Annotated in this window: 23 protein-coding genes; 11 read left to right on the plus strand and 12 right to left on the minus strand. The window is 58.7% G+C overall.

Annotated features, from left to right (window positions below; all coding sequences use genetic code 11):
• Positions 1-14: 14 nt before the first annotated feature.
• From ACLBWT_RS02980 to ACLBWT_RS02995, 4 genes are all read left to right on the plus strand, one after another.
• Complete coding sequence (locus tag ACLBWT_RS02980; RefSeq protein WP_447661578.1) at positions 15-974, plus strand: aldo/keto reductase family protein; 960 nt, start codon at positions 15-17, stop codon at positions 972-974.
• A gap of 260 nt (positions 975-1,234) precedes the next feature.
• On the plus strand, positions 1,235-1,705 hold the full coding sequence (locus ACLBWT_RS02985; RefSeq protein WP_447661579.1) for a GyrI-like domain-containing protein: 471 nt from the start codon (positions 1,235-1,237) through the stop codon (positions 1,703-1,705).
• 232 nt (positions 1,706-1,937) lie between these two features.
• Positions 1,938-2,504, plus strand: a complete 567-nt coding sequence (locus ACLBWT_RS02990; protein WP_447661580.1) for a sigma-70 family RNA polymerase sigma factor — start codon at positions 1,938-1,940, stop codon at positions 2,502-2,504.
• On the plus strand, positions 2,494-2,997 hold the full coding sequence (locus ACLBWT_RS02995) for a DUF3600 domain-containing protein (RefSeq protein ID WP_447661581.1): 504 nt from the start codon (positions 2,494-2,496) through the stop codon (positions 2,995-2,997). Before ACLBWT_RS02990 ends, ACLBWT_RS02995 begins: the two co-directional genes overlap by 11 nt.
• Positions 2,998-3,262: 265 nt before the next feature.
• Here the strand turns inward: ACLBWT_RS02995 and ACLBWT_RS03000 are convergent, their stop codons facing one another.
• Both ACLBWT_RS03000 and ACLBWT_RS03005 read right to left on the minus strand, forming a co-directional pair.
• The gene (locus tag ACLBWT_RS03000; RefSeq protein ID WP_447661582.1) at positions 3,263-3,718 is read right to left on the minus strand and encodes a hypothetical protein; all 456 of its coding nucleotides are present in this window, start codon (positions 3,716-3,718) and stop codon (positions 3,263-3,265) included.
• A gap of 147 nt (positions 3,719-3,865) precedes the next feature.
• The gene (locus ACLBWT_RS03005) at positions 3,866-4,702 is read right to left on the minus strand and encodes an AraC family transcriptional regulator (protein WP_447661583.1); all 837 of its coding nucleotides are present in this window, start codon (positions 4,700-4,702) and stop codon (positions 3,866-3,868) included.
• 122 nt (positions 4,703-4,824) lie between these two features.
• Here ACLBWT_RS03005 and ACLBWT_RS03010 point away from each other — a divergent pair, with 122 nt between their 5' ends.
• From ACLBWT_RS03010 to ACLBWT_RS03020, 3 genes are all read left to right on the plus strand, one after another.
• On the plus strand, positions 4,825-5,841 hold the full coding sequence (locus ACLBWT_RS03010) for a Gfo/Idh/MocA family protein (protein WP_447661584.1): 1,017 nt from the start codon (positions 4,825-4,827) through the stop codon (positions 5,839-5,841).
• A gap of 17 nt (positions 5,842-5,858) precedes the next feature.
• Complete coding sequence (locus ACLBWT_RS03015; protein ID WP_447661585.1) at positions 5,859-6,809, plus strand: aldo/keto reductase; 951 nt, start codon at positions 5,859-5,861, stop codon at positions 6,807-6,809.
• Positions 6,810-7,122: 313 nt separating this feature from the next.
• Positions 7,123-8,355 (plus strand): aminopeptidase, encoded by a 1,233-nt coding sequence (locus ACLBWT_RS03020; RefSeq protein WP_447661586.1) that lies wholly within the window; start codon positions 7,123-7,125, stop codon positions 8,353-8,355.
• A 175-nt stretch (positions 8,356-8,530) separates the two neighbouring features.
• Here ACLBWT_RS03020 and ACLBWT_RS03025 read toward each other — a convergent pair whose 3' ends face one another.
• The 7 genes from ACLBWT_RS03025 to mscL form a co-directional block, all read right to left on the minus strand.
• Positions 8,531-9,625, minus strand: coding sequence for a Gfo/Idh/MocA family protein (locus tag ACLBWT_RS03025; RefSeq protein ID WP_447661587.1), 1,095 nt, complete (start codon positions 9,623-9,625; stop codon positions 8,531-8,533).
• 30 nt (positions 9,626-9,655) lie between these two features.
• Positions 9,656-10,288 carry a ThuA domain-containing protein gene (locus tag ACLBWT_RS03030; RefSeq protein WP_447661588.1) on the minus strand — a complete coding sequence of 211 codons (633 nt, stop codon included), beginning with the start codon at positions 10,286-10,288 and terminating at the stop codon, positions 9,656-9,658.
• A gap of 37 nt (positions 10,289-10,325) precedes the next feature.
• Positions 10,326-11,477: a Gfo/Idh/MocA family protein gene (locus tag ACLBWT_RS03035; protein WP_447661688.1), complete on the minus strand. Its 1,152-nt coding sequence runs from the start codon at positions 11,475-11,477 to the stop codon at positions 10,326-10,328.
• Between the two features lie 35 nt (positions 11,478-11,512).
• Complete coding sequence (locus ACLBWT_RS03040; protein ID WP_447661589.1) at positions 11,513-12,586, minus strand: LacI family DNA-binding transcriptional regulator; 1,074 nt, start codon at positions 12,584-12,586, stop codon at positions 11,513-11,515.
• A gap of 195 nt (positions 12,587-12,781) precedes the next feature.
• Positions 12,782-13,729: an ABC transporter permease gene (locus ACLBWT_RS03045; protein ID WP_447661590.1), complete on the minus strand. Its 948-nt coding sequence runs from the start codon at positions 13,727-13,729 to the stop codon at positions 12,782-12,784.
• Positions 13,730-13,761: 32 nt separating this feature from the next.
• Positions 13,762-14,748 carry an aldo/keto reductase gene (locus tag ACLBWT_RS03050; protein WP_447661591.1) on the minus strand — a complete coding sequence of 329 codons (987 nt, stop codon included), beginning with the start codon at positions 14,746-14,748 and terminating at the stop codon, positions 13,762-13,764.
• Positions 14,749-14,849: 101 nt separating this feature from the next.
• A complete protein-coding gene (gene mscL, locus ACLBWT_RS03055) occupies positions 14,850-15,248 on the minus strand; it encodes a large conductance mechanosensitive channel protein MscL (protein ID WP_447661592.1) in 399 nt (132 codons plus the stop codon).
• Positions 15,249-15,407: 159 nt separating this feature from the next.
• Here mscL and ACLBWT_RS03060 point away from each other — a divergent pair, with 159 nt between their 5' ends.
• From ACLBWT_RS03060 to ACLBWT_RS03075, 4 genes are all read left to right on the plus strand, one after another.
• On the plus strand, positions 15,408-16,577 hold the full coding sequence (locus ACLBWT_RS03060; protein WP_447661593.1) for an oxalate decarboxylase family bicupin: 1,170 nt from the start codon (positions 15,408-15,410) through the stop codon (positions 16,575-16,577).
• A gap of 7 nt (positions 16,578-16,584) precedes the next feature.
• Complete coding sequence (locus tag ACLBWT_RS03065; RefSeq protein ID WP_447661594.1) at positions 16,585-17,448, plus strand: alpha/beta fold hydrolase; 864 nt, start codon at positions 16,585-16,587, stop codon at positions 17,446-17,448.
• A gap of 230 nt (positions 17,449-17,678) precedes the next feature.
• Positions 17,679-18,329: a bifunctional transcriptional activator/DNA repair enzyme AdaA gene (locus ACLBWT_RS03070; protein ID WP_447661595.1), complete on the plus strand. Its 651-nt coding sequence runs from the start codon at positions 17,679-17,681 to the stop codon at positions 18,327-18,329.
• A complete protein-coding gene (locus ACLBWT_RS03075) occupies positions 18,313-18,840 on the plus strand; it encodes a methylated-DNA--[protein]-cysteine S-methyltransferase (protein ID WP_447661596.1) in 528 nt (175 codons plus the stop codon). Before ACLBWT_RS03070 ends, ACLBWT_RS03075 begins: the two co-directional genes overlap by 17 nt.
• A gap of 164 nt (positions 18,841-19,004) precedes the next feature.
• Here ACLBWT_RS03075 and ACLBWT_RS03080 read toward each other — a convergent pair whose 3' ends face one another.
• Genes ACLBWT_RS03080 through ACLBWT_RS03090 form a run of 3 tightly spaced genes read right to left on the minus strand, consistent with a single transcriptional unit; the run spans position 19,005 to position 22,531 of the window.
• Entirely contained in the window at positions 19,005-20,606 is a 1,602-nt protein-coding gene (locus ACLBWT_RS03080; RefSeq protein WP_447661597.1) for an extracellular solute-binding protein, read from the minus strand.
• Positions 20,607-20,664: 58 nt separating this feature from the next.
• Positions 20,665-21,591, minus strand: a complete 927-nt coding sequence (locus ACLBWT_RS03085; protein WP_447661598.1) for a carbohydrate ABC transporter permease — start codon at positions 21,589-21,591, stop codon at positions 20,665-20,667.
• A 13-nt stretch (positions 21,592-21,604) separates the two neighbouring features.
• Entirely contained in the window at positions 21,605-22,531 is a 927-nt protein-coding gene (locus ACLBWT_RS03090) for an ABC transporter permease (protein ID WP_447661599.1), read from the minus strand.

Raw genomic sequence — 22,531 nt, forward strand, 5'->3', positions numbered from 1 at the left:
AGGAGAGACAGCGAATGAAATACAGAAAGCTTGGCCGCTCCGGCCTCAAGGTCAGCGAGATCAGTCTCGGCAGCTGGATGACGTACGGACATACGGTAGGCGAAAATACGGGAGCGAAGCTGGTCGAGCGCGCCTTCGAGCTCGGCATCAACTTCATCGACACCGCCAATGTGTATGAGCAAGGCGCGGCGGAATCCATGCTCGGCGATATTCTGCCTGCGTATCCGCGCGAATCGTATGTGCTGGCGACGAAGGCGTTCTGGCCGATGGGCTCGGGTCCGAATGACCGCGGCCTCTCCCGCAAGCATGTCGTCGAGCAGCTGAACGCTAGCCTGAGGCGGCTGAAGCAGGACTACGTCGACATTTTCTACTGCCATCGCTACGATCCCGAGACTCCGGTCGAGGAGACGCTGCGCACGATCGAGGACTTCGTCCGCCAGGGCAAGGTGCTTTACGTCGGCGTCAGCGAATGGAGCGCGGCCCAGATCCAGGAGGCGGTTCAGGTCGCGGACAAGTATTTGCTGGACCGCATCGTCGTGAACCAGCCGGAGTACAGCATGTTCAACCGCAGCATCGAGCGGGACGTGCTGGCCGTCAGCGAGAAGAACGGCATCTCGCAAGTCGTGTTCTCCCCTCTCGCCCAAGGCGTGCTGACCGGCAAATACCGGCTCGGACAAGAGCTTCCGGAAGGCAGCCGCGCGAGCGATCCGAAGACGAACATGTGGATCAAGAATTACTTGACCGACAGCCATCTGCGCAAAGTCGACCAGCTGGACGCCGTAGCAAAGGAGCTCGGCCTTTCCCTCTCCAGCCTGGCTCTCGCCTGGATTCTGCGCCATGACAGCGTTGCCAGCACGCTCGTTGGAGCGACGAAGGTTTCCCAGCTGGAAGAGAACGTGAAGGCTTCCGGCGTGGAGCTTGACGGAGCTATCGTTCAACGGATTGAGGACATTCTTTCGGGGGAGAGCAAGTAAGCCAGAGAGCTATCTAATAATCAATTTAAGAGCGTCCGATTGCGGACGCTCTTTTTAGTAGCCAAAAAATGCGAGCTTAAAGATATTTTCTTAAGCGGGTGAATAACAAAACATCGGTCTCCCGCGACTTAAAGATTTCAAAGAGCTGTGCTGTGCACCGGCAAACGGCATAAAGAAGGATAGGCTACATCCCTATCGAACATGACCATAATGAGCATGAAATGCAAGGCTATGCGTTCTGCAGCTCTCTATAATCAAATGTGAGAGGAGGATTATTCGCATGGATTGGCTGGACAGCCGACGGCGAAAATCCCTTTATTGAAATATCGGCCTTCTGGACCCGCTGCATCGCCGATGGAAGCGTGGTTCGAATTCGGGCAGCGGCACAGCATGGAGAGAACTGCCAGCTTCACGGCGTGCTCTACAACAATCGCCAAGGCGGCGAGAGATTCTCCTACCTGATCGGCCACTTCATGCCGGAGACCGGCTTGCAGGAAGGGTTTGAAACACTTCAAATTTCACCTCAGACGTATGCAATCTTTTCGACAGGCCTTTACAACGATGGAGAAAGTGGAATTCATCAGCTGTGGAAGCGTATTTGGGGAGAGTGGTTCCCGACCTGCACCTATGACAATGTCGACGGCCCCGAGTTTGAAATGACCTATGATCGAGGCAACGGCAAGTATGAAATGGAGGTTTGGATTCCAGTCGTCAAGAAGCAAGAGGCTTAGGGTTTAGTTCTTCATCATTGCACTAGAATCAGGGCCCTTCGAAAAATCGAGGGGCTCTGATTCATATCCTGATTATCAGCGCTCATTCTCGTTTCTCGTATCCAATATCCTGCCATGCAACTGACCACTATCATATTCGGGAGCTGGATGAATCAAAAAGTTTATTCTCTAACTGAACCTTTTTCCCTGCTGGAGCGAATTAAGGGTTGTAACACGTTCAGGAGGGGCCCCCATGAATGATAAAGAGTTAGTTCCATGGCTTGAAAAAGCGATAGCAGGCGACGAGTCGGCCTTTCAGCTTGTCTATCAGGAGACTCACCAAGACGTCTATCGGACAGCTGCTTTTCTCGTCTATAACAACCAGGACATTGAGGATATCGTGAATGGCGTCTACATGTCCATGTGGCGGTCGTTTCACACGTACGATCCGAACCGGCCGTTCCGGTTCTGGCTGCACGGGATCACGGTCCGTCAGGTCCAGGATTGGAAAAGAAAGGCTTGGCGGCGAATTCGCCTCAATGAACGAAACCGCCAGATGACACGCGAACAATTCGACTGGACGGACAAAGCCGTCCTGCAGTCCGAAACGCAGCATGAGCTGTTCGGCCTTGTCCGCCAGTTGTCGTACAAACTGCGTGTGGTCGTCATCCTGCGCTATTTTCACGACTATGCTCTGGAAGAAATCGCAGACATGCTGCTGATCCCTGTTGGCACAGTGAAATCCAGGCATCATCTGGCACTGAAAGAACTCCGGAAACGATTCGAAATGAACACGGGAGGAGATGCATATGTCCATTGAGAAGGAGCTGCGTGAGGAGCTTCGCCAGGCGGCAGATTCGATGAACTGCCCATCCGAGCTGCACGGACGTGTCCGACAGTCCTATCAATATTATGTGAACAAAAAGAGAGGTCGATTTCATATGAAAAAACGCGTTCTGGCAGGCATTGCCGCAGTAGCAATCCTCATCCCTTCTGCCGTATTTGCTTCCTCCAATCTAGCCGATCATATATTCGGTTCTTCTGCATCCATTGAACAGCGCGGCGGTACACTGGAAGATTATCAGGAGATAGAAGGATTCCTTCAGGCTGCAAAAGGCAAGCTCACGGAAGACGAAATCAAGAAGTATTTGGAGCTGACCAAGCAGCTGATGCAATTAAAGCTGAAAATAACGGATAAAAACGGGGTCGTGCATGAAGAGAAGTTGACCAAAGAAGAGCAGCAGCAGTTTGAGCAGCTCGCCTCCAAGCTTGCCCCGTACTTCGAGAAGATCAACGGAATCGCCAAACCGTAAAAAAATGAAGCAGTGACCCTCCCGATGAGAAGTGCACCTCTTGGAATGGACATTGGATTGAACCCATGGTTTATCCGATTAAATTCTTGGGGGTGCATTTTTATGCCCGTAAAAGGACAGAAGTTTGATTCATGGACCCATGAAGGAAGAATGCGGAACCAGCTTGCTTTGGAATGAATCATAAAATTCCTCTAGTGATAACCTTGGCTGCAGGCAGCGGCGAAATCTGCCCTTTACTCTCACACTTTTGGCTGCAGCCACCGTTTCAAGGTTTGATCTCCACCTTTTCCGCATACCAGTGTCCATTTCTCCATCTCACTCTCATCTTGATGCTCTCCACCGATCCGAACCGATGATCGCCGGCTTGGAAGGAAAAGCACTGCTTGGCATAAACAGCGGCTCCAAAAAAATAATGAACCGGAACGATGGAAATGATCTCATGTTTATTCGGCTCATAGCGGTAAGGCGACTGTACCAAACCGCGCTTCAGCGGATTCAGCTTGTCGTAGGCCTGTTCGTTCATGTAGGGAGCGAAGTTTATATCCGTTTGCATTCCAATCGTCATTATTTTTTGGACGCCGTTCCTTATCCAGATGAAGCCTGCGGTATATGCGGACAGGAATAGGAGCAGCAAGACTAGGAGCAGCGAGAGTTTCTTTTTCAACGGGATCATCCCTCCCATGCTTTCAAAAACGCAAGGCAGTTCGACAAGGTTGCGCACTCCATGACAAAAAACCGCCATAGGGCGGCGTAAATTGGAAGCGGAGCTTGACCCCCGCATGGCGCAAGCCATAGGAGCAATAGGAGATTCTTATCCTGAACGGCACCCTCGTCTTGCGTTCCTGTCCGGACCATTCCCAAGCCTGAGTCAGTTGTTGAACAAGCTCCGATACTCCGTGGGCGTCATGCCTTCATGCTCCTGGAACCGCTTGTTGAAATAGCTGGCGCTCGGATATCCGGCCCGCACGGCGATGTCTCCGATGTTGTCGTCCTTCCGCTCCAGCAGCTGCTGCTTCGCCATCTGCAGCCGGGCGCGCGTCACGAAGTCCGACGGCGTCATCTGCATGGCGCTCTTGAACAGCTTGCAGAAATAATGCGGGCTCACCTCCGCCCGATCCGCCCATTCCTGAAGGATGAACGGCTTCGCCGCCTCCTGCTGCATGAGCGGCAGCAGGCCGATGACACGGCTCTCCGCCGGGCTCGTGCGCCCGGAAGTCAGGCTGACCGCCTGCTGCACGAACTCCGCGAGCACCGCATACGTCAGAGTGGACAGCAGCGCCGGCCGGGTCATGCTGTTCGCTTCGGCTTCCTGGAGCAGCGCGAGATGCGCCTCCTCCCAAGCAGCGGGCTGGCGCAGCTTCCACAGATTGTTCTTGTGGAAGCCCCTTTCGATCATATAATCATGAAGCGTGCCGCCATAGAAATGGATCCAACGCACATCCCACGGCTCCTCGGTACTGCTGTAATACCGCTGGCGCTGCAGCGGAAAATACAGAACCGCCTCGCCCCGTTCCAGCTCGTGGAGCTTGCCCTCCACCTCCACATATCCCCGCCCGGAAGCGACATAATGGATGTTGAAATTGTTCAGGGCGCCCGCTTCCCTCAGCACCGAGTGCGTGGGATATTCGGTGTATCTGCCGACCGATTCCGGAAAGACGAAGTACGGAAGATCCGGCCAGGTCAATAAATGGGCCTGCCGCTCCAATGAAATCTCCTCCATGACAATATTGTTCTAATGCCCTTCAAAATATTATTATTTTTATTCTATCTTTCATTTCATATAATGACAATATAATCGTAGTTGTTGAAGGAGGAGATGTTTGGGCCATGAACGGGAAGCTGAAATGGGGCATTTTGAGCACCGCATCGATCGCAAGGGGCTCGGTCATTCCGGGCTTGATGAAGTCCGAGCTTAATGAAGTCATTGCCATTGCAAGCCGCGATGAAGGCAAAGCCCGCGAGACGGCGGATGAATTCGGAATTTCCGGATCGTATGGCAGCTATGAGGAGCTTCTTGCCGACGATGAAGTCCAGGCGGTCTACATTCCGCTGCCCAACCATCTGCACCGGGAGTGGGCGATCCGCGCCATGGCTGCCGGCAAGCATGTGCTGTGCGAGAAGCCGATCGCGCTGACCTCGGCCGAAGCGGAAGAAATGGCTGCAGCGGCGGCCGCGAACGGCGTCATTCTCGCGGAAGCCTTCATGTACCGCCATCATCCCCGCTACGAGACGATCCGCAGCATCATCGATTCCGGCAAAATCGGCGATCTGAGAAGCATCCACGGCACGTTCACGTTCAACAGCTCCAACAGCTCCGGCAACGTCCGTTTCAACAAGGACTGGGGAGGCGGCGGCCTCTACGACGTCGGCTGTTATCCCATCACGGCAGCCAGGCTCCTGCTCGGCCAAGAGCCGGAGGCCGTCACCGTCAGGGCTTTGTTCTCGCCGCAGCACGGCGATGTCGACATGATGGCTTCGGGACTGCTGGAATTCCCGGGCGGCCTGGGCGTTACCTTCGACTGCGGCATGTGGGGCGCCTTCCGCAATACGCTCGAGGTGCTCGGTACCGAGGGCATCATCGAGGTTCCTTCCGCTTTCATCGCTCCGGAGGACAGCGGAGCCCATTTCTACGTCACCGTCAATGGACAGCGGGAAGAAGTAGCAGTTCCCCCTATCAACCATTTCTCGCTGGAATGCGATGATTTTGCCCGAACGGTGCTGTACGGAGAGCCGCAGAAATTCCCGCCGCAGGACGCGGTCCGCAACATGCGTGTTCTGGAAGCCTGCCTGCAGTCCGCGCGAGAGAGCAAGCGCATCGTCTTGCAACCGGTTGCAACCCACTAACAAGGAGGAAAATAACCATGAAAACGATCCTCATTCCAGGAACCGACAAGCCCGTCTCGATTCTGATGAAGGGCTCCGATTACTTTACTCATGACCAGTATGAAAAAGCGGCGGCCAATCTCGACGCCTTCCTCGCCATCGGCGGAAATGCCGTGGATACGGCGCACATCTATTCCGGCGGCCAAAGCGAAGAAGTTCTGGGCCGCTACATGGAAGAGCGCGGCAACCGAGATGATCTCGTCATCCTGACGAAAGGCGCCCATCATGACCATACCGGTCCCCGCGTGAACCGCCAAGCGATCAACAGCGATCTCATGACGAGCCTGGAGCGGCTGCGCACGGATTACGTGGAGCTGTATGCGCTTCACCGGGACGATCCCTCCACGCCTGTCGGCGAAATCATCGAAGTCCTCAACGAGCATATCGAAGCCGGACGCATCGGCGCGATCGGCGGCTCCAACTGGACCTGGCAGCGCCTGCAGGAAGCCAACGAATATGCAGCCGCGCACGGCCTTGCCGGCTTCACCTTCAGCAGCCCGAACCTGAGCCTCGCCAAGGTCAACGAGCCGTTCTGGCACGGCTGCGTGTCGGCCGACGCGGAAACGCTGCAGTGGCATGAGCGGCAGCAGCTGCCTCTGCTGTCCTGGTCCTCTCAGGCGCGCGGCTTCTTCACCGGCCGCTTCTCGCCCGAGGTGCGCGACAACGACGATATCGTCCGCGTCTTCTACAGCGACGACAACTGGGAGCGCCTGCGCCGCGCCGAGCAGCTGGCCAAGGACAAGGAAGTCACGGTCATTCAGATCGCTCTGGCTTATGTGCTCAATCAGCCTTTCCCGACCTGCGCGCTGATCGGCGCCCAGAATGCGCAAGAGCTCCGCTCTTGCCAGGAAGGGACATCCATCAAGCTCACTCGCGCCGAGCTGGATTGGCTGGATCTTACCGCCGCGAGCGTCGTGGGAAAAGAATAGGCAGGCGCCGCTGACGCGGCTTCCTCCTCCTGCAAGCGGCGGAAGTTAAGCCTGCAAGAAAGAGAACAAGGGACGAAGCCGAGGATCCTGCTCGGCTTCGTCTCTTTTGCGCGTCCGCTCGGCCGCCCGTCTACATGGGAAAATCTCCATCCAAAGATTTTGCCTATCGACGATGCAATGCTGAAGCTGCGAATAGAGTGGAAACGCTTTAAATCCGCTGCCGATCATCCGGTTCCCGATTGGAACCTTGCCACAATAGGCTTATAATAGAATAGATTTCCTGTTCATCTACTCTATTTCTATGGGGGTTCCTATGCTACCTACTCAACAGCAGCTGGAAAACTATGCCGACATCATCGTCCGCGTCGGCGTGAACGTGCAGCCGAATCAGAAAGTCGTCGTCATGGCTCCGATCACCGCCGCGCCTCTCGTCCGTCTGGTGTCGTCCAGAGCGTATGCGGCCGGTGCCCGCGACGTCCACGTCGAATACAACGACGAGGAGCTGACCCGCATCCGCTTCAAGCAGGCGCCGGAGGAAAGCTTCTCGGAGTATCCGGCATGGCGCTCCAATGCCATGAAAGGGTTCGCCGACGAAGGCGCCGCCTTCATCCAGATCTACTCCCCGAACCCGGACCTGCTGAGCGATATCGATCCGAACCGGATGGCGACCAACTCCAAGACGGCATCCACCGCTCTCGCTCCTTACCGCAATGCGCTGATGAATCACGAGAACGCCTGGACGCTCGTATCCTACGCCACTCCGGAATGGTCGGCCAAAGTATTCCCTGGCATTCCAGCCGACGAAGCGGTCCAAAAGCTGTGGGAAAGAATCATCGACGCGACCCGGATCGGCCTCGAAAATCCGGTCGCCGCATGGGACCAGCATAATGCCACTCTGCTGTCGATGGTCGACCGGCTCAACGCCAAGAATTACGCGGAGCTCCGCTATACGGCTCCGGGCACAGATCTGACGATCGGCCTGCCGGAAGGACATCTCTGGCTCGGAGGCGGCAAGAAAAATTCGCGCGGAGTCATGTTCAATCCGAACATGCCGACGGAGGAAGTGTTCACGATGCCGCACAAGGACCGGGTGAACGGGACCGTTCGCAGCACGAAGCCGCTGAACTACAACGGACAGGTCATCGACGGCTTCTCCTTGACGTTCAAGGAAGGTAAGGTCGTCGAGTTTTCCGCCGAGCAAGGCTACGAGACGCTGTCCAAGCTGCTCGCGACCGACGAAGGCGCCGTGCAGCTCGGCGAAGTCGCGCTCGTGCCGAATGATTCCCCGATCTCGAATTCCGGCATTACCTTCTTCAATACTCTGTACGACGAGAACGCGTCCTGCCATCTCGCTCTCGGCCAAGCCTATCCGGTCAACCTGGAAGGCGGCACCGACCTCTCTCCCGAGGAGCTGGCTGCCCGCGGCTCCAACCGCAGCCTCGTCCATGAGGACTTCATGATCGGCTCGCCGGCGATGGACATCGACGGCGTCACGCAGGACGGCAAGGTCGAGCCGATCTTCCGCTCCGGCAACTGGGCTCTCTAGGTTCAAGGAAGCCGGCCTATGTGGCCGGTGCAGCATCATAGGAGACTAGAAAAAGCAATCCGGAAGCCAGGCTTCCGGATTGCTTTTTGTTTTCCGCAGCGATTGGAAATGAATCAGTGCTGTTCAGCAGATGAATCGGCCGCATCACCACGCCGGCAGCCCGTGCTTCCATCCCTTACTTTGCTGGTGCTGTCTCCGGCATCGCTTCCGGACGGGAGCAGCTGCTCGCCATTTCGTAATGCCTGCCCTCGGCAGAGGCGTCATGGAAGCCGTGCATCGCCTCCAGCACATGATAGGCCATCTCGCCGCTGGCGCGATGCGGGATGCCCTCCGCGATGGAGCGGGCCAGATCGGCCACGCCGATGCCGCGGTTGTTGTCCGTGAAGCCATGCGTGAGCGGAATCTCTTCCGCCGCTCCTTCACCTTGCCGGCGCAGCCTTACGACGCCGCCGAAATTGTTCGGGTCCGGAACGAGCAGCGTGCCTGCCGTGCCGTAAATCTCGATATTCGGCAGCGTTCCCCCGACTGGGGTATCAAAGCTCGTAATGAGCGTGCCGACCGTGCCGTTCTCGAAGTCGATCACACCGGCGATATGGGTCGGAACCTCGACATCGATCACTTCCCCGCGCTTGGGCTCGCTGCGGACGGTCCGCTGCGGATGCGAGACGACCGCGGAGCCGGTCACCCTGCGGATCGGACCCAGCAGATTCACGAGAGTGGTCAGATAGTACGGGCCCATGTCGAACATCGGTCCGCCGCCCTTCTTGTAATAGAAGGCCGGATCGGGATGCCAGCCCTCGTGGCCGCCGCTCAGCATGAAGCCGACTGCGGCGATCGGACGGCCGATCGCTCCGTCGTCGATCAGCTTGCGGCAGGTCTGGATGGCGCCGCCGAGGAAGGTTTCGGGAGCGCTGGCGACCCGAAGGCCTTTGCTGGCTGCCAGCTCAAGAACGTGGCGGCCTTCCTCCCGCGTGACGGCGAGCGGCTTCTCCACATACACATGCTTGCCGGCCTCCAGCGCCGCCAGGCAGACAGGAGCGTGCGCCTGCGGAATCGTCAGGTTGACGACGATCCCGATCTCCGGATCCGCGAGCAGCTCCTCGACCGAATAGGCATGAGGAATGCCGTACTCCTCTGCCATCGCGCGCGCTCTGGAGAGATCCATGTCGGCGCAGGCCGCCAGCTCCACCTCGGGATACTGCTTCAGGTTCGTGAAATAGATGCGGCTGATGTTGCCGCAGCCGATGACGCCGACTTTAATGGGGGTCATGTATTCGGGCCTCCTTAGGCTATCGTTGTTCTAGGCTTGCGGACGGGCGGCCCACAGGAAGCCCCGTCTCATCAGCTCGAGCACCTGCGGCATCTCGACAATATCGGCCTGATGGCCGAGCGTATTGTGGTAGACCCGTCCCCTGCCCCAGGTTTTGGTCCAGACGACCGGCATCTTGACGGCATCGAAATCCGTCGTGGCATGAACGGTGATGGCTGGATCTACGTGCATGTAGTATTTCTCCGAGGAAACCTCGAAATCTCCGATTCCCTCTGTCAAAGGATCGTCCGAGCGGCTCATGCTCACCTCGTATCTCACCCCGTCATTGCCGGGATGCGCGACCCATTGTCCGCCGACCATATGCTGATATTCGACTTCATTGCGGAAGGCGTCGCTCATCCCTCCGTGGCAGCCGGCGATGCCGCAGCCGGCCTGCACGGCATCCAGCAGCGGGCGCAGCTGCTCCTGCGCGATGCTGCCCATCGTCCAGATCGGGACGATCAGATCGAGCGAGGCCATCAGCTCCGCGTCCTTGAAGCTGTCCAGCGTATCCGAGACGACAACGTCGAATTGTTCCTTGCCCAGCAGCTCCGCGAAAATCGCGGCCACCTCTTTCGGCTGATGGCCGTCCCATCCGCCCTGCACGATCAATGCTTTTCTCACGGTGCACCCGCCTTTGTCCTCATATTGTTTTCGCGCTTCACGCTTCCTGCATTTCCTCGAGTCCTACCCAGCGGCGCTCCGCGATCGACCGGTCGACCGCCTCCAGCACCTCCTGGCATTTGACGCCGTCCACGAAGTTCGGCGAAGGCTGGCGGTCTTCATGAATGGCGGTGAACAGCTCCAGCATCTCATGCGTGAACGTATGCTCGAATCCGATCGTGTGCCCTGCCGGCCACCAGGCGTTGATATAGGCATGCGGCGCATCGGTGACGAGCACGCGCCGGAAGCCTTGCACATCGTCCGCATCGTCGGTGAAATACACCTGCAGCTCGTTCATCCGCTCGAAATCGAAGATGACGCTGCCTTTGCTGCCGTTGATCTCGAAGGAATTGGTGCTCCGATGCCCCGCCGCGAAGCGGGTCGCCTCGAAGCTGCCGAGCGCGCCGCCCTCGAATCGGGCCAGGAACAGCGTCGCGTCGTCGACCGTGACCGGACCGCGCGGAGCATCCTTGTCGCCCTTGGCGCTCAGCCCCGTCATCTCGGCTGCGACGGGCCGATCCTTGACGAAAGTCTCGCTCATGCCGATCACCTCGCTGAACTCTCCGACCAGATAACGGGCCATATCGATCAGGTGCGCGCCGAGATCGCCATGGGATCCGGAGCCGGCGATATCCTTCTGCAGCCTCCACACGAGCGGGAAGTCCGGATCCAGGATCCAGTCCTGAAGAAACCAGGCGCGGAAATGATAGATTTGACCGAGCCGCCCTTCATCAATCAGCTTCTTGACGAGCTGCACGGCCGGCGAGAACCGGTAATTGAAGCCGACCATATGCTTGATTCCGGCTTGACGGGCCGCCGCCAGCATCTCCCTCGCATCCGTCAGGGACAGAGCCAGCGGCTTCTCGCAGAACAGATGCTTGCCGGCTGCCGCTGCGGCCAGCGCGATTTCCTTGTGCGCGTCGCTCGGAGCGTTGATGTCGATCAGGTCGAGATCATCCCGCTGGACGAGCCGCCTCCAATCCGTCTCGGCTTCCTCCCAGCCGAACTGGGCGCGAGCCTGCTCGACGGCTGCGGCATCGCGGCCGCAGAGAACCTTCAGCTCCGGACCCGCGGGGGCATCCGGGAAAAACATCGGCAGCGCGCGATAGGCATTGCTATGCGCCTTGCCCATGAACTTGTAGCCAACCATCCCAACCTTGATCTTCTTCACCGACATCATCTCCTTCAATGGATTCTGTTGTCTGCATCAGCCTTCGCTTCAGGATCGGCCGGGCGGTATAAAAGCGTCGAATCCCTCGCCGCCAACCTCGTAGCCAGCATGAGCTCATGCGCAGGAACGATGCCGCCCTCCGCCTCGCCGATCGCCCGCAGCGCGGCCTGCCGGCCGACTTCGTCGAAAGGGACCGAGACGGAAGTAAGCTGCGGGCTCGTCATGGAAGCTCCGTCGGAACCGTCATATCCAGCGAGCGCGTAGTCTTTTCCGGCCTGGATCCCTTTCTCCAGCAGCCCTTGCATGATGCCGATCGCCATCCGGTCGTTGCCGGCATACACGCTGTCGGCCTGTCCGCTCCGCAGCAGCTGCTCTACCTGAGAGGCAAGCGCCAGGCCGCTCTTGCGGCTGTACTTGCCTTCAAGAACGATGTCCTGCCGCAGCGGCAGATCCGCCTGCGCCAATCCCTCCACATAACCGGCATACCGATCCCCGCTGTTGGAATACTGCGCAGGACCGCCGACGAAGGCGATGCTGCGGCAGCCGAGTCCGCGCAGATGGGCTACCGTCTGCCGGCTCCCTGCGGCATGATCTCCGTCTACCGTCCGATGCTCCAGCCCTTCGAACCGCTGGCCTGCGACGGCGTAGGGATAACCGGCCGCCTCCAGCTCCTGCAGCGCCTCCCTCTCCCCCGGAACCTCGCTCGAGCCGAGCACGATGCAGGCATCCGCCTTGCGGGATCTGAACAAGCCGGCATACGGACTTGCGTCTCCCGGCTGCCGGAAGATCAGCAGCAGATTCAGCCCCCGCTCGCCGGCCGCAAGACCGATACCGCCGAGCAGCTGCGAGAAGTAGAAGGTGGAGAAGAGCGGCACGTTCGGCATGAACGGCAGCACGACGCCCAGGTTTCCGCTTCTCTTCTTCGCAAACTGCCTGGCGATGTCGCTAGGCACATAACCTAGCGCGTCCGCCGCCTCCATCACTTTGAGCCGGGTTGCCTCCTTGATCGGCCCCGTCCCGCTCAGCACGCGCGACACGGTCGCCTCGGATACGCCCGCCAGCTTGGCGACTTCCGTCCTTTTCGTCATTCCCTAGCCTCATTTACTTCAATGATATGATCATGTACGCGTGTACATTTTTTCATGGAAACGCTCTTATGTCAATGCAATCCTGCGACATGACAACGATGAATGGCGCGGCGCGATGGCGAACACAAAAACCCCGGCATGGCCGGGGCGAATGAATCAAATGAACGGCATCGACCGGGAGGGAGGCGCGTGTGCCTATCCCGTCTTCCTGCCGAGCCGGATCCGCGGATCCAGCAGCAGATAGATCATATCGGCGATCCAGGAAAATAGGACGACGAGACCGGTGACGATGATGATGACGGCGATCAGCAGCGGATGGTTGCGCGATAGAGCGGCGTAAACCATCAGAGATCCGAGGCCTCTCCAATTGAACACGTTCTCGACGATGGCCGAGGCGCTGACCAGCATCGGCAGATCGATCGCGGCAAGAGTAACGACGGGGATCATGGCGTTTTTCAGCGCATGCACAAGGATGACCCGCCTTTCGGGAACGCCTTTTGCCCGGGCCGTCTGCAGATAGTCCAAAGGAAGCACCTCCTGCAGGCTGGAGCGGATGAACTTGAGATACACGGCGACGATGCCCAGCATCAAGGTCGCGACGGGCAGGATCATATGCTGAAGCAGATCCGGCAGGTCTCCTTCCATGCCGGGAGTATGCATGCTGCTGGGAGGAAGCCAGAGCAGATTCATGGCGAACAGCTGACGCAGCCAGATGCCGGCGGCGCTGGCGGGCAAGGCGAAGCCGGCAATCGCGAGCATGACCGCCGCCCGGTCCGACAGGCCGCCTGGCCGGCGGCTGTTGTAGACCGCCAGCGGAAACGCGATCATGAGCGCAAGAAGCCACGCGGTGCCGATCAGGATCAGGCTGTTCTGCGCATACTTCCAGATGTAGCCGCTGATCGGGTACATCTGGTAATCCAGGCCGAGCGCTCCATGGCGGAGACCTTTGAGCCAGGCCCAATACTGCTCCAGGAAGGGCAGATCGAGTCCGAGCGCATGCTTCTGGGCATTCACGAGCTGCTTCTGCTCCAGCGTCATTCCGATCGTCGACCACATGTCGCCCGGCATTCTATGAATCAGATAAAAGCATGAAGCGGACACGATCAACAGGACGAGAATGGATTGAAACGTTCTGCGAATCATGAATTCCCACATATCGGACCCCCGCTCGCCGCCTACAGATTGACGGTTTTCATGCCGTCCTCGGCGTACCGCTCGCCATGCGCCGCTCCGCGCGGGGCGACCTCCTCGATCCGGCTCCGCTCTTCATCGGTCAGCCCGATATGGACCGCTCCGATGTTCTCCTCCAGGTAGCTGCGGCGCTTCGTCCCCGGAATCGGAACGATGTCGTCGCCTTGCGACAGCAGCCAGGCAAGCGCCAGCTGGGAAGGCTTGCAGCCTTTCGCCGCCGCGATGTCGCGGACCCGGTCCACCAGCTCCAGATTCCTGCCGAAGTTCTCTCCCTGGAAGCGGGGAGAGTGGCGGCGGTAATCGTCCTGCGGCAGATCGTCGAACGCTTGGATCTGGCCGGTCAGGAAACCTCTGCCGAGCGGCGAATAGGGAACAAAGCCGATGCCGAGCTCGCGGCAGAGCGGGAGAATCTCGTCCTCGACATCCCGGCTCCATAGGGAATATTCCGTCTGAAGCGCAGAGATGGGATGCACGGCGCTGGCGCGGCGGATCGTATCCGGAGCGGCTTCCGACAGGCCTATGAAGCGGACTTTGCCTTCCTTGACCAGCTCCGCCATCGCGCCGACCGTCTCCTCGATCGGCGTATCGGGATCAACCCGATGCTGATAGTACAAGTCGATATGATCGGTTCCAAGACGCCGCAGGCTGGCTTCGCAGGCCGCACGGACATAGTCGGGACGGCCGCTCACCCCTAGCCTTGTCCCGTCCTCCGCTCTGCGGATGCCGAACTTGGTCGCGATGGCCGCGTCGTACCTTCTGCCCTTGACGGCTTGTCCGACCAGTTCTTCATTGGCCCCGACGCCGTACATGTCCGCCGTGTCCAGGAGCGTGACGCCAAGCTCCAGCGCGCGGTGGATCGTGGAGATCGACTCCGCTTCGTCCCGGCCGCCGTAGAAATCCGACATGCCCATGCAGCCGAGCCCCAGCGTCGAAACTTCCAAACCTTCTTTTCCCAGCATCCGTTTTTGCATGCAAACCTCGCCTCCCATTCATTTTGCGAAACCGATTAGCGGCCTCTCCTTCCGGACCGTCCATGCGCCGTCCAATTCGTCATGCTGGAGCTTCCGTCATGCTAGAGCTTGCTCTGCCTGTCCTTCAGCAAATCGCGGATTTCGATCAGCAGCTTCTCCTCTCCCGTCAGGACGGGATCCTGCCTCTTCGGCTGCTCTTCTACATGATGCCGCTTGCGCTTGAGGCCGGTAAGCAGCCGGATGAACAGGAAGATGGAGAAGGCAACGATGAAGAAGTCGATCACGCTCTGAAGGAACAATCCATACGCAAGCTTCGTATCCCCGAACGTCGCCTCAAGTCCGGATACATCGACGCCTCCGAACAGCATGCCGATCAGCGGCGTCAGGATGTCCGCCACGAGCGAGCTGACGATCTTGCCGAAGGCCGCTCCAATGATGACGGCGATAGCGAGGTCCAGAATGTTGCCTTTAAGCGCGAATGCCTTGAATTCCTTCCACAAAGGGGCCACCACTCCTCTTCAAATATAGTCGATTTCCCACGTCCTTCCATTTTAACTCCATTCGGCTTTTGCCGCCAGATACATATCCAACGGAAAGCCGGCGTAAGGTAGCACATAACGGCTGAGCCTGAGCCTGCCATCGGAAAAGGAGTCCATGCCATGAAGAATGAGCAGCAATCCCTGCCTGTCCCCGAGCCGATGCGCCCGGATGGAGCCGGCGGGCCCGACAAAGGACCCCGCAACCTCATGCGCGATGTGCAAAATCCCGATCTGCTCGTCCCCCCGCCAACGGACAACTGCCTCATCCCGAATCTGAGATTCTCCTTCTCGGATGCGCATATGCAGCTGAACCAGGGCGGATGGTCGCGCGAGGTGACCATTCGGGAGCTCCCAACAGCGACAACGCTTGCCGGGGTCAATATGAGCCTCATTCCGGGAGGAGTCCGCGAGCTCCACTGGCATCAGCAGGCCGAATGGGCCTACATGCTCCTCGGAAGCGCCCGGATTACCGCGATCGATTGGCAGGGCCGCAATTTCATCGCGGACGTCAGCCCCGGAGATCTGTGGTACTTTCCGCCGGGGCTGCCCCATTCCATCCAAGGGCTGGAGGAAGGCTGCGAGTTCCTGCTCGTCTTCGACGACGGCCATTTCTCGGATCTGAACACCCTCTCCATCTCCGATTGGTTCGCCCATACGCCCAAGGACGTGCTGGCCGAGAACTTCGGCGTTCCGTCGAGCGCGTTCGATTCCATTCCGCCCGGACAGGTCTACATCTACCGCGATCAGGTGCCGGGTCCGATCCAAAGCCAGGAAATTCAATCGCCTTACGGCACCGTCCCGTTTCCTTTCAAGCATTCGCTGCTGGCACAGACCCCTCTCACGACACCGGGCGGCAGCGTGAGGATCGCGGACTCGACGAACTTCCAGGCATCCAAGACGATCGCGGCCGCGCTGGTCGAAGTCAAGCCGGGAGGCATGCGCGAGCTGCATTGGCATCCAAATCAGGACGAATGGCAGTATTACCTGGCAGGACAGGGCCGAATGACCGTATTCGCCGGCGGCGGCAAAGCCCGCACCTTCGACTACCGGGCTGGAGACGTTGGCTACGTCCCCTTCGCCTTCGGCCATTACATCCAGAACACCGGAACCTCCACGCTCTGGTTTCTGGAAATGTTCCGCAGCAGCCGCTTCGAGGATATTTCCCTGAATCAATGGATGGCGCTGACGCCCCGCCAGCTCGTCAAGAGCAATCTCCATGTCGGAGACGAGGTCATCGATTGCCTGCGGCAAGTCAAATGGCCCGTCGTTCCCGGACCGGAAAAGGAGTGAGGATCAAATGAATCCCGAGCGCCCAGGCAGCCCCGATTTCTTTGCGCAGCATCAATCTGCCTGGATTCCTGCTTATCCGCCTTGGCCTCCAGTCCGCAGACCGTACCGGAACGGCAGCCTGCAAAGCGAGCCTGCGCCGAGCCTGACCTTCGTCCTCATCCATGGCTCCTGGGCGGACGCCAGCTATTGGAGCGAGGTTGCCGCCGAGCTGCGGAAGCATGGCCACCGCGTTCATGTGCCGGAATATCCCGGACATGGCCCGGATTACAACCCGGGCGTGACCCACGAGGCCATAACCCGGGCGGTGGCGGCATACATCACGGGCTGCGGCCTGTCCGATGTCCAGCTCGTCGGCCACAGCTTCGGGGGAAGCGTCATCCAGAAAACCGCGGAGCTCGTGCCTGACAGAATCCGCAGGATCATATTCATGAACGCGTTCGTGCTGGGAGACGGCCAATCGATCGCAGATCAGCTCCCGAATCCCATACAGCAATCGTTCATGCAGCTTAGACAATCGTCTCCGGACGATACGATCATGCTGCCTTATCCGCTGTTCAGGGAAACCTTCGCCAATCTGGCCGACAAGAGGCTCGCGGATAATCTGTACAGCAGAATCGTTCCAGAGCCGGCAAAACCTCTATTCGAGAAGCTCGACCTGAAGAAATTCTATGCGCTCGAAATTCCGAGAAGCTACTTGTATCTCACGACCGACGGCGTGCTGCCGCAAGGCGAAGGATACGGCTGGCATCCTCATATGTCCGGACGGCTCGGTGTCTTCCGGCTCATCAAAACAGAGGGCGACCATATGTCCACCGTCAAAACCGCCCCGGCGCGCATCGCGGCCAGCCTATACGAAGCAGCCAGGGATTGACGGAAGCGTAGCCACCTCCAGCTGCCGGCAAGTGCAACCGGTGAGTGCAGCCGGCAAGTACAGCCGGCAAATGCAGTCGGCAAGAACACGGGCGAGAGCAGCCTGCCAGACTGGCCGAGAGTCCCTTTGGGGACTTTTTTAGTTGGATGCCTTTCGCAATCTTGCGCTCCTATCCGGGGTGCCGCACAAACGCGCTCGAAGGGGTTATACTGATGAAGGAGGTGATTCTGATGCGGACAACGGATTCAATCGGCTTCGAGCCGCGGGAAGACGGCGGCGGCAGTTCTCTCGGAGAGCCGCAGCTGCTTGGCGACAGTGAATGGGAAGCCGTGGCCGCATGCGACGGCTCGAAAGATGGGGAATTTTTCTACGCGGTCAGGACGACCGGAATATTCTGCAGGCCGTCCTGCCGATCCAGGCTGCCGAACCGGGAGAACGCCGGCATGTTCCGAACGTTCGGCGAAGCGCTCGCCGCCGGCTACCGCCCTTGCAAGCGATGCAGGCCGACGGGAGAGCTTGTGCCTGACGAGGACTGGATTGCCCTGGCCCAAAGATTCATCCGCGCCCATTATGCCGAGCGCCTGACTCTGGAGGCTCTCGCAGCAGCATGCCACGGCTCGCCGTTCCACCTCCACCGGACGTTCCATAAGATCGTGGGCGTTACGCCCGTTGAATATATCCAGCAGGTTCGGGCCGAAGCCGCCAAGGAGCTGCTGCTGTCCACGGAGCTGCCTGTCGCTGCCGTAGGCAAGCGCTGCGGCTGGCCCAACACGCCTTATTTCACGACCTTGTTCAAAAAAATGACGGGCTTGACTCCGGCTGCCTATCGCCGGAATGCCGCAGACAGGAAAGAGGAAGAGATCCATGAGCACACAAAATGAAGCCATCGTCTACTGGTCCCTGCTCCATCATGATGATTGGGAGCTTCATCTGGCCGCAACCGAGGAAGGATTGGCATTCGTCGGCTCGCGGGACGGAGGGGAAGCCGAAATGACGGCTTGGACAAGCGCCCGCATGCCTGGAGCGAGGCTCGTTCGAAGCGAGGAGAAGCTTCGGCCCTATGCGGACGAGCTGCTTCAATACTTGGAGGGCAGGAGCGATGCGTTCACGCTGCCGTTCGCGATGAGCGGAACACCGTTCCAGCTCGCGGTATGGGAGGCGCTCAAGAGCATTCCTTATGGAGATACCGAGTCGTACTCCGGAATCGCGGAGCGCATCGGCAGGCCTTCCGCAGTCCGGGCCGTCGGCGCCGCGATCGGCGCCAACCCCGTACTGATCGCAGTGCCTTGCCACAGGGTCATCGGCAAGGGCGGAGCGCTTACCGGCTACCGGGGCGGCATGGAAATGAAGACGAAGCTGCTGGAGCTGGAGCGCGAAGCGAAGGGCTTATAATCGTGGGATGGCAAAGAAAAAACAACGCCTCGGGACATGGAAACGGTCCCGGGGCGTTGTTTTTCACTTCATTCCTCTATGCACATAGACCTCCTCGGCCAGCATGATAGGCACAGCTCGCCCGAGGAAAAACAAAAGCGGGCCGCATCGCGGCCCGCCCGATCCTACTTCACGCTCATGTACCGTTCATACGCGGCTGTGCGGATCTTGATCAGCTGATCCAGCTTCATGTCGTTCAGCTTCTTGATGTAGGCATCCCATTCGGCATCGATGTTGCCCTTGGTCACCCACTGGGCGCGCATCGTCGCCGCATAACCGTCGATGTCGGTCGTCAACGTCGGCAGCTCCTGGAATTCCTCCGCGCTGTACATGACGTTCGGGAACGGCGTCGTCACGTATTCGCTGCCCAGCTTGTCGATCTCCAGCTTCAGGCCGTCGCCGGTCTTCGGATTGAGCACGATGTTCTTCTCGAAGGAAGGGCTCACGTACTTCGGTCCGAAGTCGCGGACCGACTGCTCCCAGTACCAGGCGTCGGCGCTCGTGCCGCTAGGAGGGTCCATCAGCGTGTACGTGCCGTTGTCGTTCTTCTGGATGACGGTGCCGATCGCTCCCCAGAAGTTCTGGATGCCGGCTTCGTTCGTGTAGAACTGATCTGCCCAGCGCGCGGCGATCTCCGGCTGCTTGCAGGAGGCCGTGATGAGCAGCTCGTTGCGGTACAGGCTCATGCCGACCGGAATGCCGGACTGATATCTCTTGCCGTCCGGTCCTGCGAGCGGCGGAATCGTGACGTACTGGTCCTTCCATTTGCCGAACACGGCGTCCGGAGTCCACTGGTAGGAGAAGCCGACGATCGGCGCATCCGCGTTCTGCTGCTTGGCCGAGGTCATCGTGGCGTCCTGCGTGAACATCTCCTTGTCGATGAGGCCCGCCTCATACAGCTTGTTGGCCCACTTCAGCCCTTCCTTGTATTCCTCTGTCACCGGGTAATAGACCGGCTTGCCGTCCTTGACGAGCATGTTGTTGCCGTTCGGATCGGTGATGCCGAACGGATTGAGGAAGTCCATGCTCAGCCCTTTCTCGGTATACGGAATCTCGTCGTTCTTGCCGTTGCCGTTCGGATCCTGCTCCTTGAACGCCTTGAACACGTTGTAGAGGTCGTCGATCGTATCCGGCACCTTGAGGCCGAGCTTATCCAGCCACGTCTTGTTGATGACCGGCTGGAACTTCGTTTTCGGACGGGACGGCAGCCTTGCCGGCATGGAATAGATTTTGCCGTCCGGGAACGTGCTCAGCTTTTTCAGCTCCGGCGTTTCCTGCAGCGCGGACTTCAGGTTCGGCATGTAGGAATCGATGTATTCGTCCAAAGGGCGGAAGTAGCTCAGATTGTTGACGATGTCGGAGTCCGAGAACGCGAGATCGCCGAAAATGATGTCCGGCAGCGTGCCGCTGGCGAGCATGATCGACTTCTGCTCGTTCCAGTCGTTGGAGGACATGACCTGCCATTGTATCTTCACATTCGTATTTTTCTCCAGATCGATCATCCACTGGTTCTTGGTGAACGTGTCGCCCATGTTGCCCCAGCGGACGGTCAGCGCCTTGAGCGTTACCGGCGTCTTGACGATCGGCAGGCCTTCCTTGTTGAACTCGTCGCCCTTCACGGCTGCGGCCTTGTCTCCCCCGCCGCCGCTGCAGGCGGTCAGCCCGACCAGCAGCGCTCCGGATAACAGCGCGGCCATCATGGTTTTAGATGCGGAACGGTAACCCATCTTTCATTCCCCCCGATTTGATTGTTGTCTCGAATCACATGCCGGTCAAGCCGATTGCTCATTCCTTCACGGCGCCGATCATCACCCCCTGATTGAAATACTTCTGCACGAACGGGTAGAGCAGCATGATCGGAACGGTAGAGACGATGATGACGGAATACCTCATCAGGCTGGCCAGCCTGAGCGCGATCTGCGCCGCCTCCCCGCTTCCCATGCCGGACTGCATCTGATTGGTGATCAGGATGTTGCGCAGGATGAGCTGCAGCGGGTACAGGTCGGGATTCTTCAGATAGATCAGAGCATTGAAGTAGGAGTTCCAATAGCCGACGGCGATCCACAATCCAAGCACGGCGACAATCGCCTTGGAGAGCGGCAGCACGACCTGCGCGAAGTATCTCAGATTGCCGCAGCCGTCGATCTGCGCCGCTTCCCATAGATCGCCCGGAATGCTCGTCTGGAAGAACGTCCGGGCTACGATGATGTTGTAGGCCGACACGGAGAAGGGGAGCACCATGACGAGAAAGGTGTTGTACATATGGAAGTCGCGGACCGTCAGGAAGATCGGAATGAGGCCGCCGCTGAAAAACATCGTGAAAATGAAATAAAGGGACAGGATCTTGCGCCCGGGCAGGTCTCTGCGCGACAGCGCATAAGCCGCGGACAGGTTGACCGCCAGGCCGATCGCCGTGCCGGCTGCCGTATACAGGATCGTGTTGCGGTAGCCGATCCATATGTTGGCATGCTTCAGCAGCTCCTTGTACCCGTCCAGCGTGAAGCCGCTCGGCCAGAGCCATACTTTGCCGCCGGCAACCGAGGACGGATTGCTGAAGGAGGCGATGACGATAAAATAGAGCGGATACATAAGCACGACCAGCATCAGGACGGCGAGTCCGTACAGAACCGCCTCCAGGACGGCATCGGAAGAGCGGGTGTTGACGCCTCCGGCCGTTTTGGCCGCAACAGCGGCATTCCGTGTCTCCATCATGAATTCCTCCGGCTTACCACAAGCTGTTGCTGCTTGTTTTTTTGGCGATTTGATTGACGATGATGAGCAAGGCGAAATTAATGACCGTATTGAACAGGTTGATCGCGGAGGAGAAGCTGTACTGGCTGCTGAGCAGGCCGATCTTGTACACATAGGTGGAGAGGATCTCGCTCGAGGTGATGTTGAGGTCGTTCTGCATCAGGTATACCTTTTCAAAGCCTACCCCTAGCAGCCCGCCGACCCGCAATATGAGCAGCGTCACGGCAGTCGGAAGCAGCATCGGAATATCGATGAAGCGGATCTTCTGCCAGCGGCTCGCTCCGTCGACAGTCGCAGCCTCGTAGAGGCTCGGATCGACCGCCGACAGCGCCGCGATATAGATGATGCTGTCCCAGCCGGCATGCTGCCACACATCCGACCAGACATAGACGCTGGTGAACAGGCCCGAGGAGCCCATCAGATCGGGAGGCTCCGCTCCGAACAGGGCGTACAGATTGCCGAGCAGGCCTGTGCTTGGCGAGAACAGAATGAGCATCAGCCCCACCATGACGACCGTCGAGATGAAATGCGGCATGTACGTCACCGTCTGGAAGAAGCGCCTGAACCGGTTGGCCCGCATCTGGTTCACCATGAGCGCCAGCGCGATCGGGATCGGGAACGTGGCCATGCTGTACAAGCTGATGACCAGCGTATTCCGGATCGTATTGTCGAACTGATACGATTGGAAAAATTTCTCGAAGTACTTGAATCCCGCCCATGGACTGTCCATGATTCCGAGCGCAGGACTGTAATCCTTGAACGCGATCACGACGCCGTACATCGGCTTGTACGCGAAGAGCAGCGTCAGGATAAATGCGGGCAGCAGCAGCACATACAGCCCCGCTCCCCTTCTGATCTGCCTGACCGTCCGTCCCGTCGTTCCGGATTGACCGGATGCCAT

Source organism: Paenibacillus sp. D51F, from assembly GCF_053345695.1.

Bases quoted from the DNA above. Each gene is read 5' to 3' on its own strand.
- ACLBWT_RS02980 (WP_447661578.1), top strand. From the start codon at position 15: ATGAAATACAGAAAGCTTGGCCGCTCCGGCCTCAAGGTCAGCGAGATC.
- ACLBWT_RS02990 (WP_447661580.1), top strand. From the start codon at position 1,938: ATGAATGATAAAGAGTTAGTTCCATGGCTTGAAAAAGCGATAGCAGGC.
- ACLBWT_RS02995 (WP_447661581.1), top strand. From the start codon at position 2,494: ATGTCCATTGAGAAGGAGCTGCGTGAGGAGCTTCGCCAGGCGGCAGAT.
- ACLBWT_RS03010 (WP_447661584.1), top strand. From the start codon at position 4,825: ATGAACGGGAAGCTGAAATGGGGCATTTTGAGCACCGCATCGATCGCA.
- ACLBWT_RS03015 (WP_447661585.1), top strand. From the start codon at position 5,859: ATGAAAACGATCCTCATTCCAGGAACCGACAAGCCCGTCTCGATTCTG.
- ACLBWT_RS03020 (WP_447661586.1), top strand. From the start codon at position 7,123: ATGCTACCTACTCAACAGCAGCTGGAAAACTATGCCGACATCATCGTC.
- ACLBWT_RS03025 (WP_447661587.1), bottom strand. From the start codon at position 9,625: ATGACCCCCATTAAAGTCGGCGTCATCGGCTGCGGCAACATCAGCCGC.
- ACLBWT_RS03035 (WP_447661688.1), bottom strand. From the start codon at position 11,477: ATGGTTGGCTACAAGTTCATGGGCAAGGCGCATAGCAATGCCTATCGC.
- ACLBWT_RS03040 (WP_447661589.1), bottom strand. From the start codon at position 12,586: ATGACGAAAAGGACGGAAGTCGCCAAGCTGGCGGGCGTATCCGAGGCG.
- ACLBWT_RS03045 (WP_447661590.1), bottom strand. From the start codon at position 13,729: ATGATTCGCAGAACGTTTCAATCCATTCTCGTCCTGTTGATCGTGTCC.
- ACLBWT_RS03050 (WP_447661591.1), bottom strand. From the start codon at position 14,748: ATGCAAAAACGGATGCTGGGAAAAGAAGGTTTGGAAGTTTCGACGCTG.
- ACLBWT_RS03060 (WP_447661593.1), top strand. From the start codon at position 15,408: ATGAAGAATGAGCAGCAATCCCTGCCTGTCCCCGAGCCGATGCGCCCG.
- ACLBWT_RS03065 (WP_447661594.1), top strand. From the start codon at position 16,585: ATGAATCCCGAGCGCCCAGGCAGCCCCGATTTCTTTGCGCAGCATCAA.
- ACLBWT_RS03070 (WP_447661595.1), top strand. From the start codon at position 17,679: ATGCGGACAACGGATTCAATCGGCTTCGAGCCGCGGGAAGACGGCGGC.
- ACLBWT_RS03075 (WP_447661596.1), top strand. From the start codon at position 18,313: ATGAGCACACAAAATGAAGCCATCGTCTACTGGTCCCTGCTCCATCAT.
- ACLBWT_RS03080 (WP_447661597.1), bottom strand. From the start codon at position 20,606: ATGGGTTACCGTTCCGCATCTAAAACCATGATGGCCGCGCTGTTATCC.
- ACLBWT_RS03085 (WP_447661598.1), bottom strand. From the start codon at position 21,591: ATGATGGAGACACGGAATGCCGCTGTTGCGGCCAAAACGGCCGGAGGC.
- ACLBWT_RS03090 (WP_447661599.1), bottom strand. From the start codon at position 22,531: ATGGCATCCGGTCAATCCGGAACGACGGGACGGACGGTCAGGCAGATC.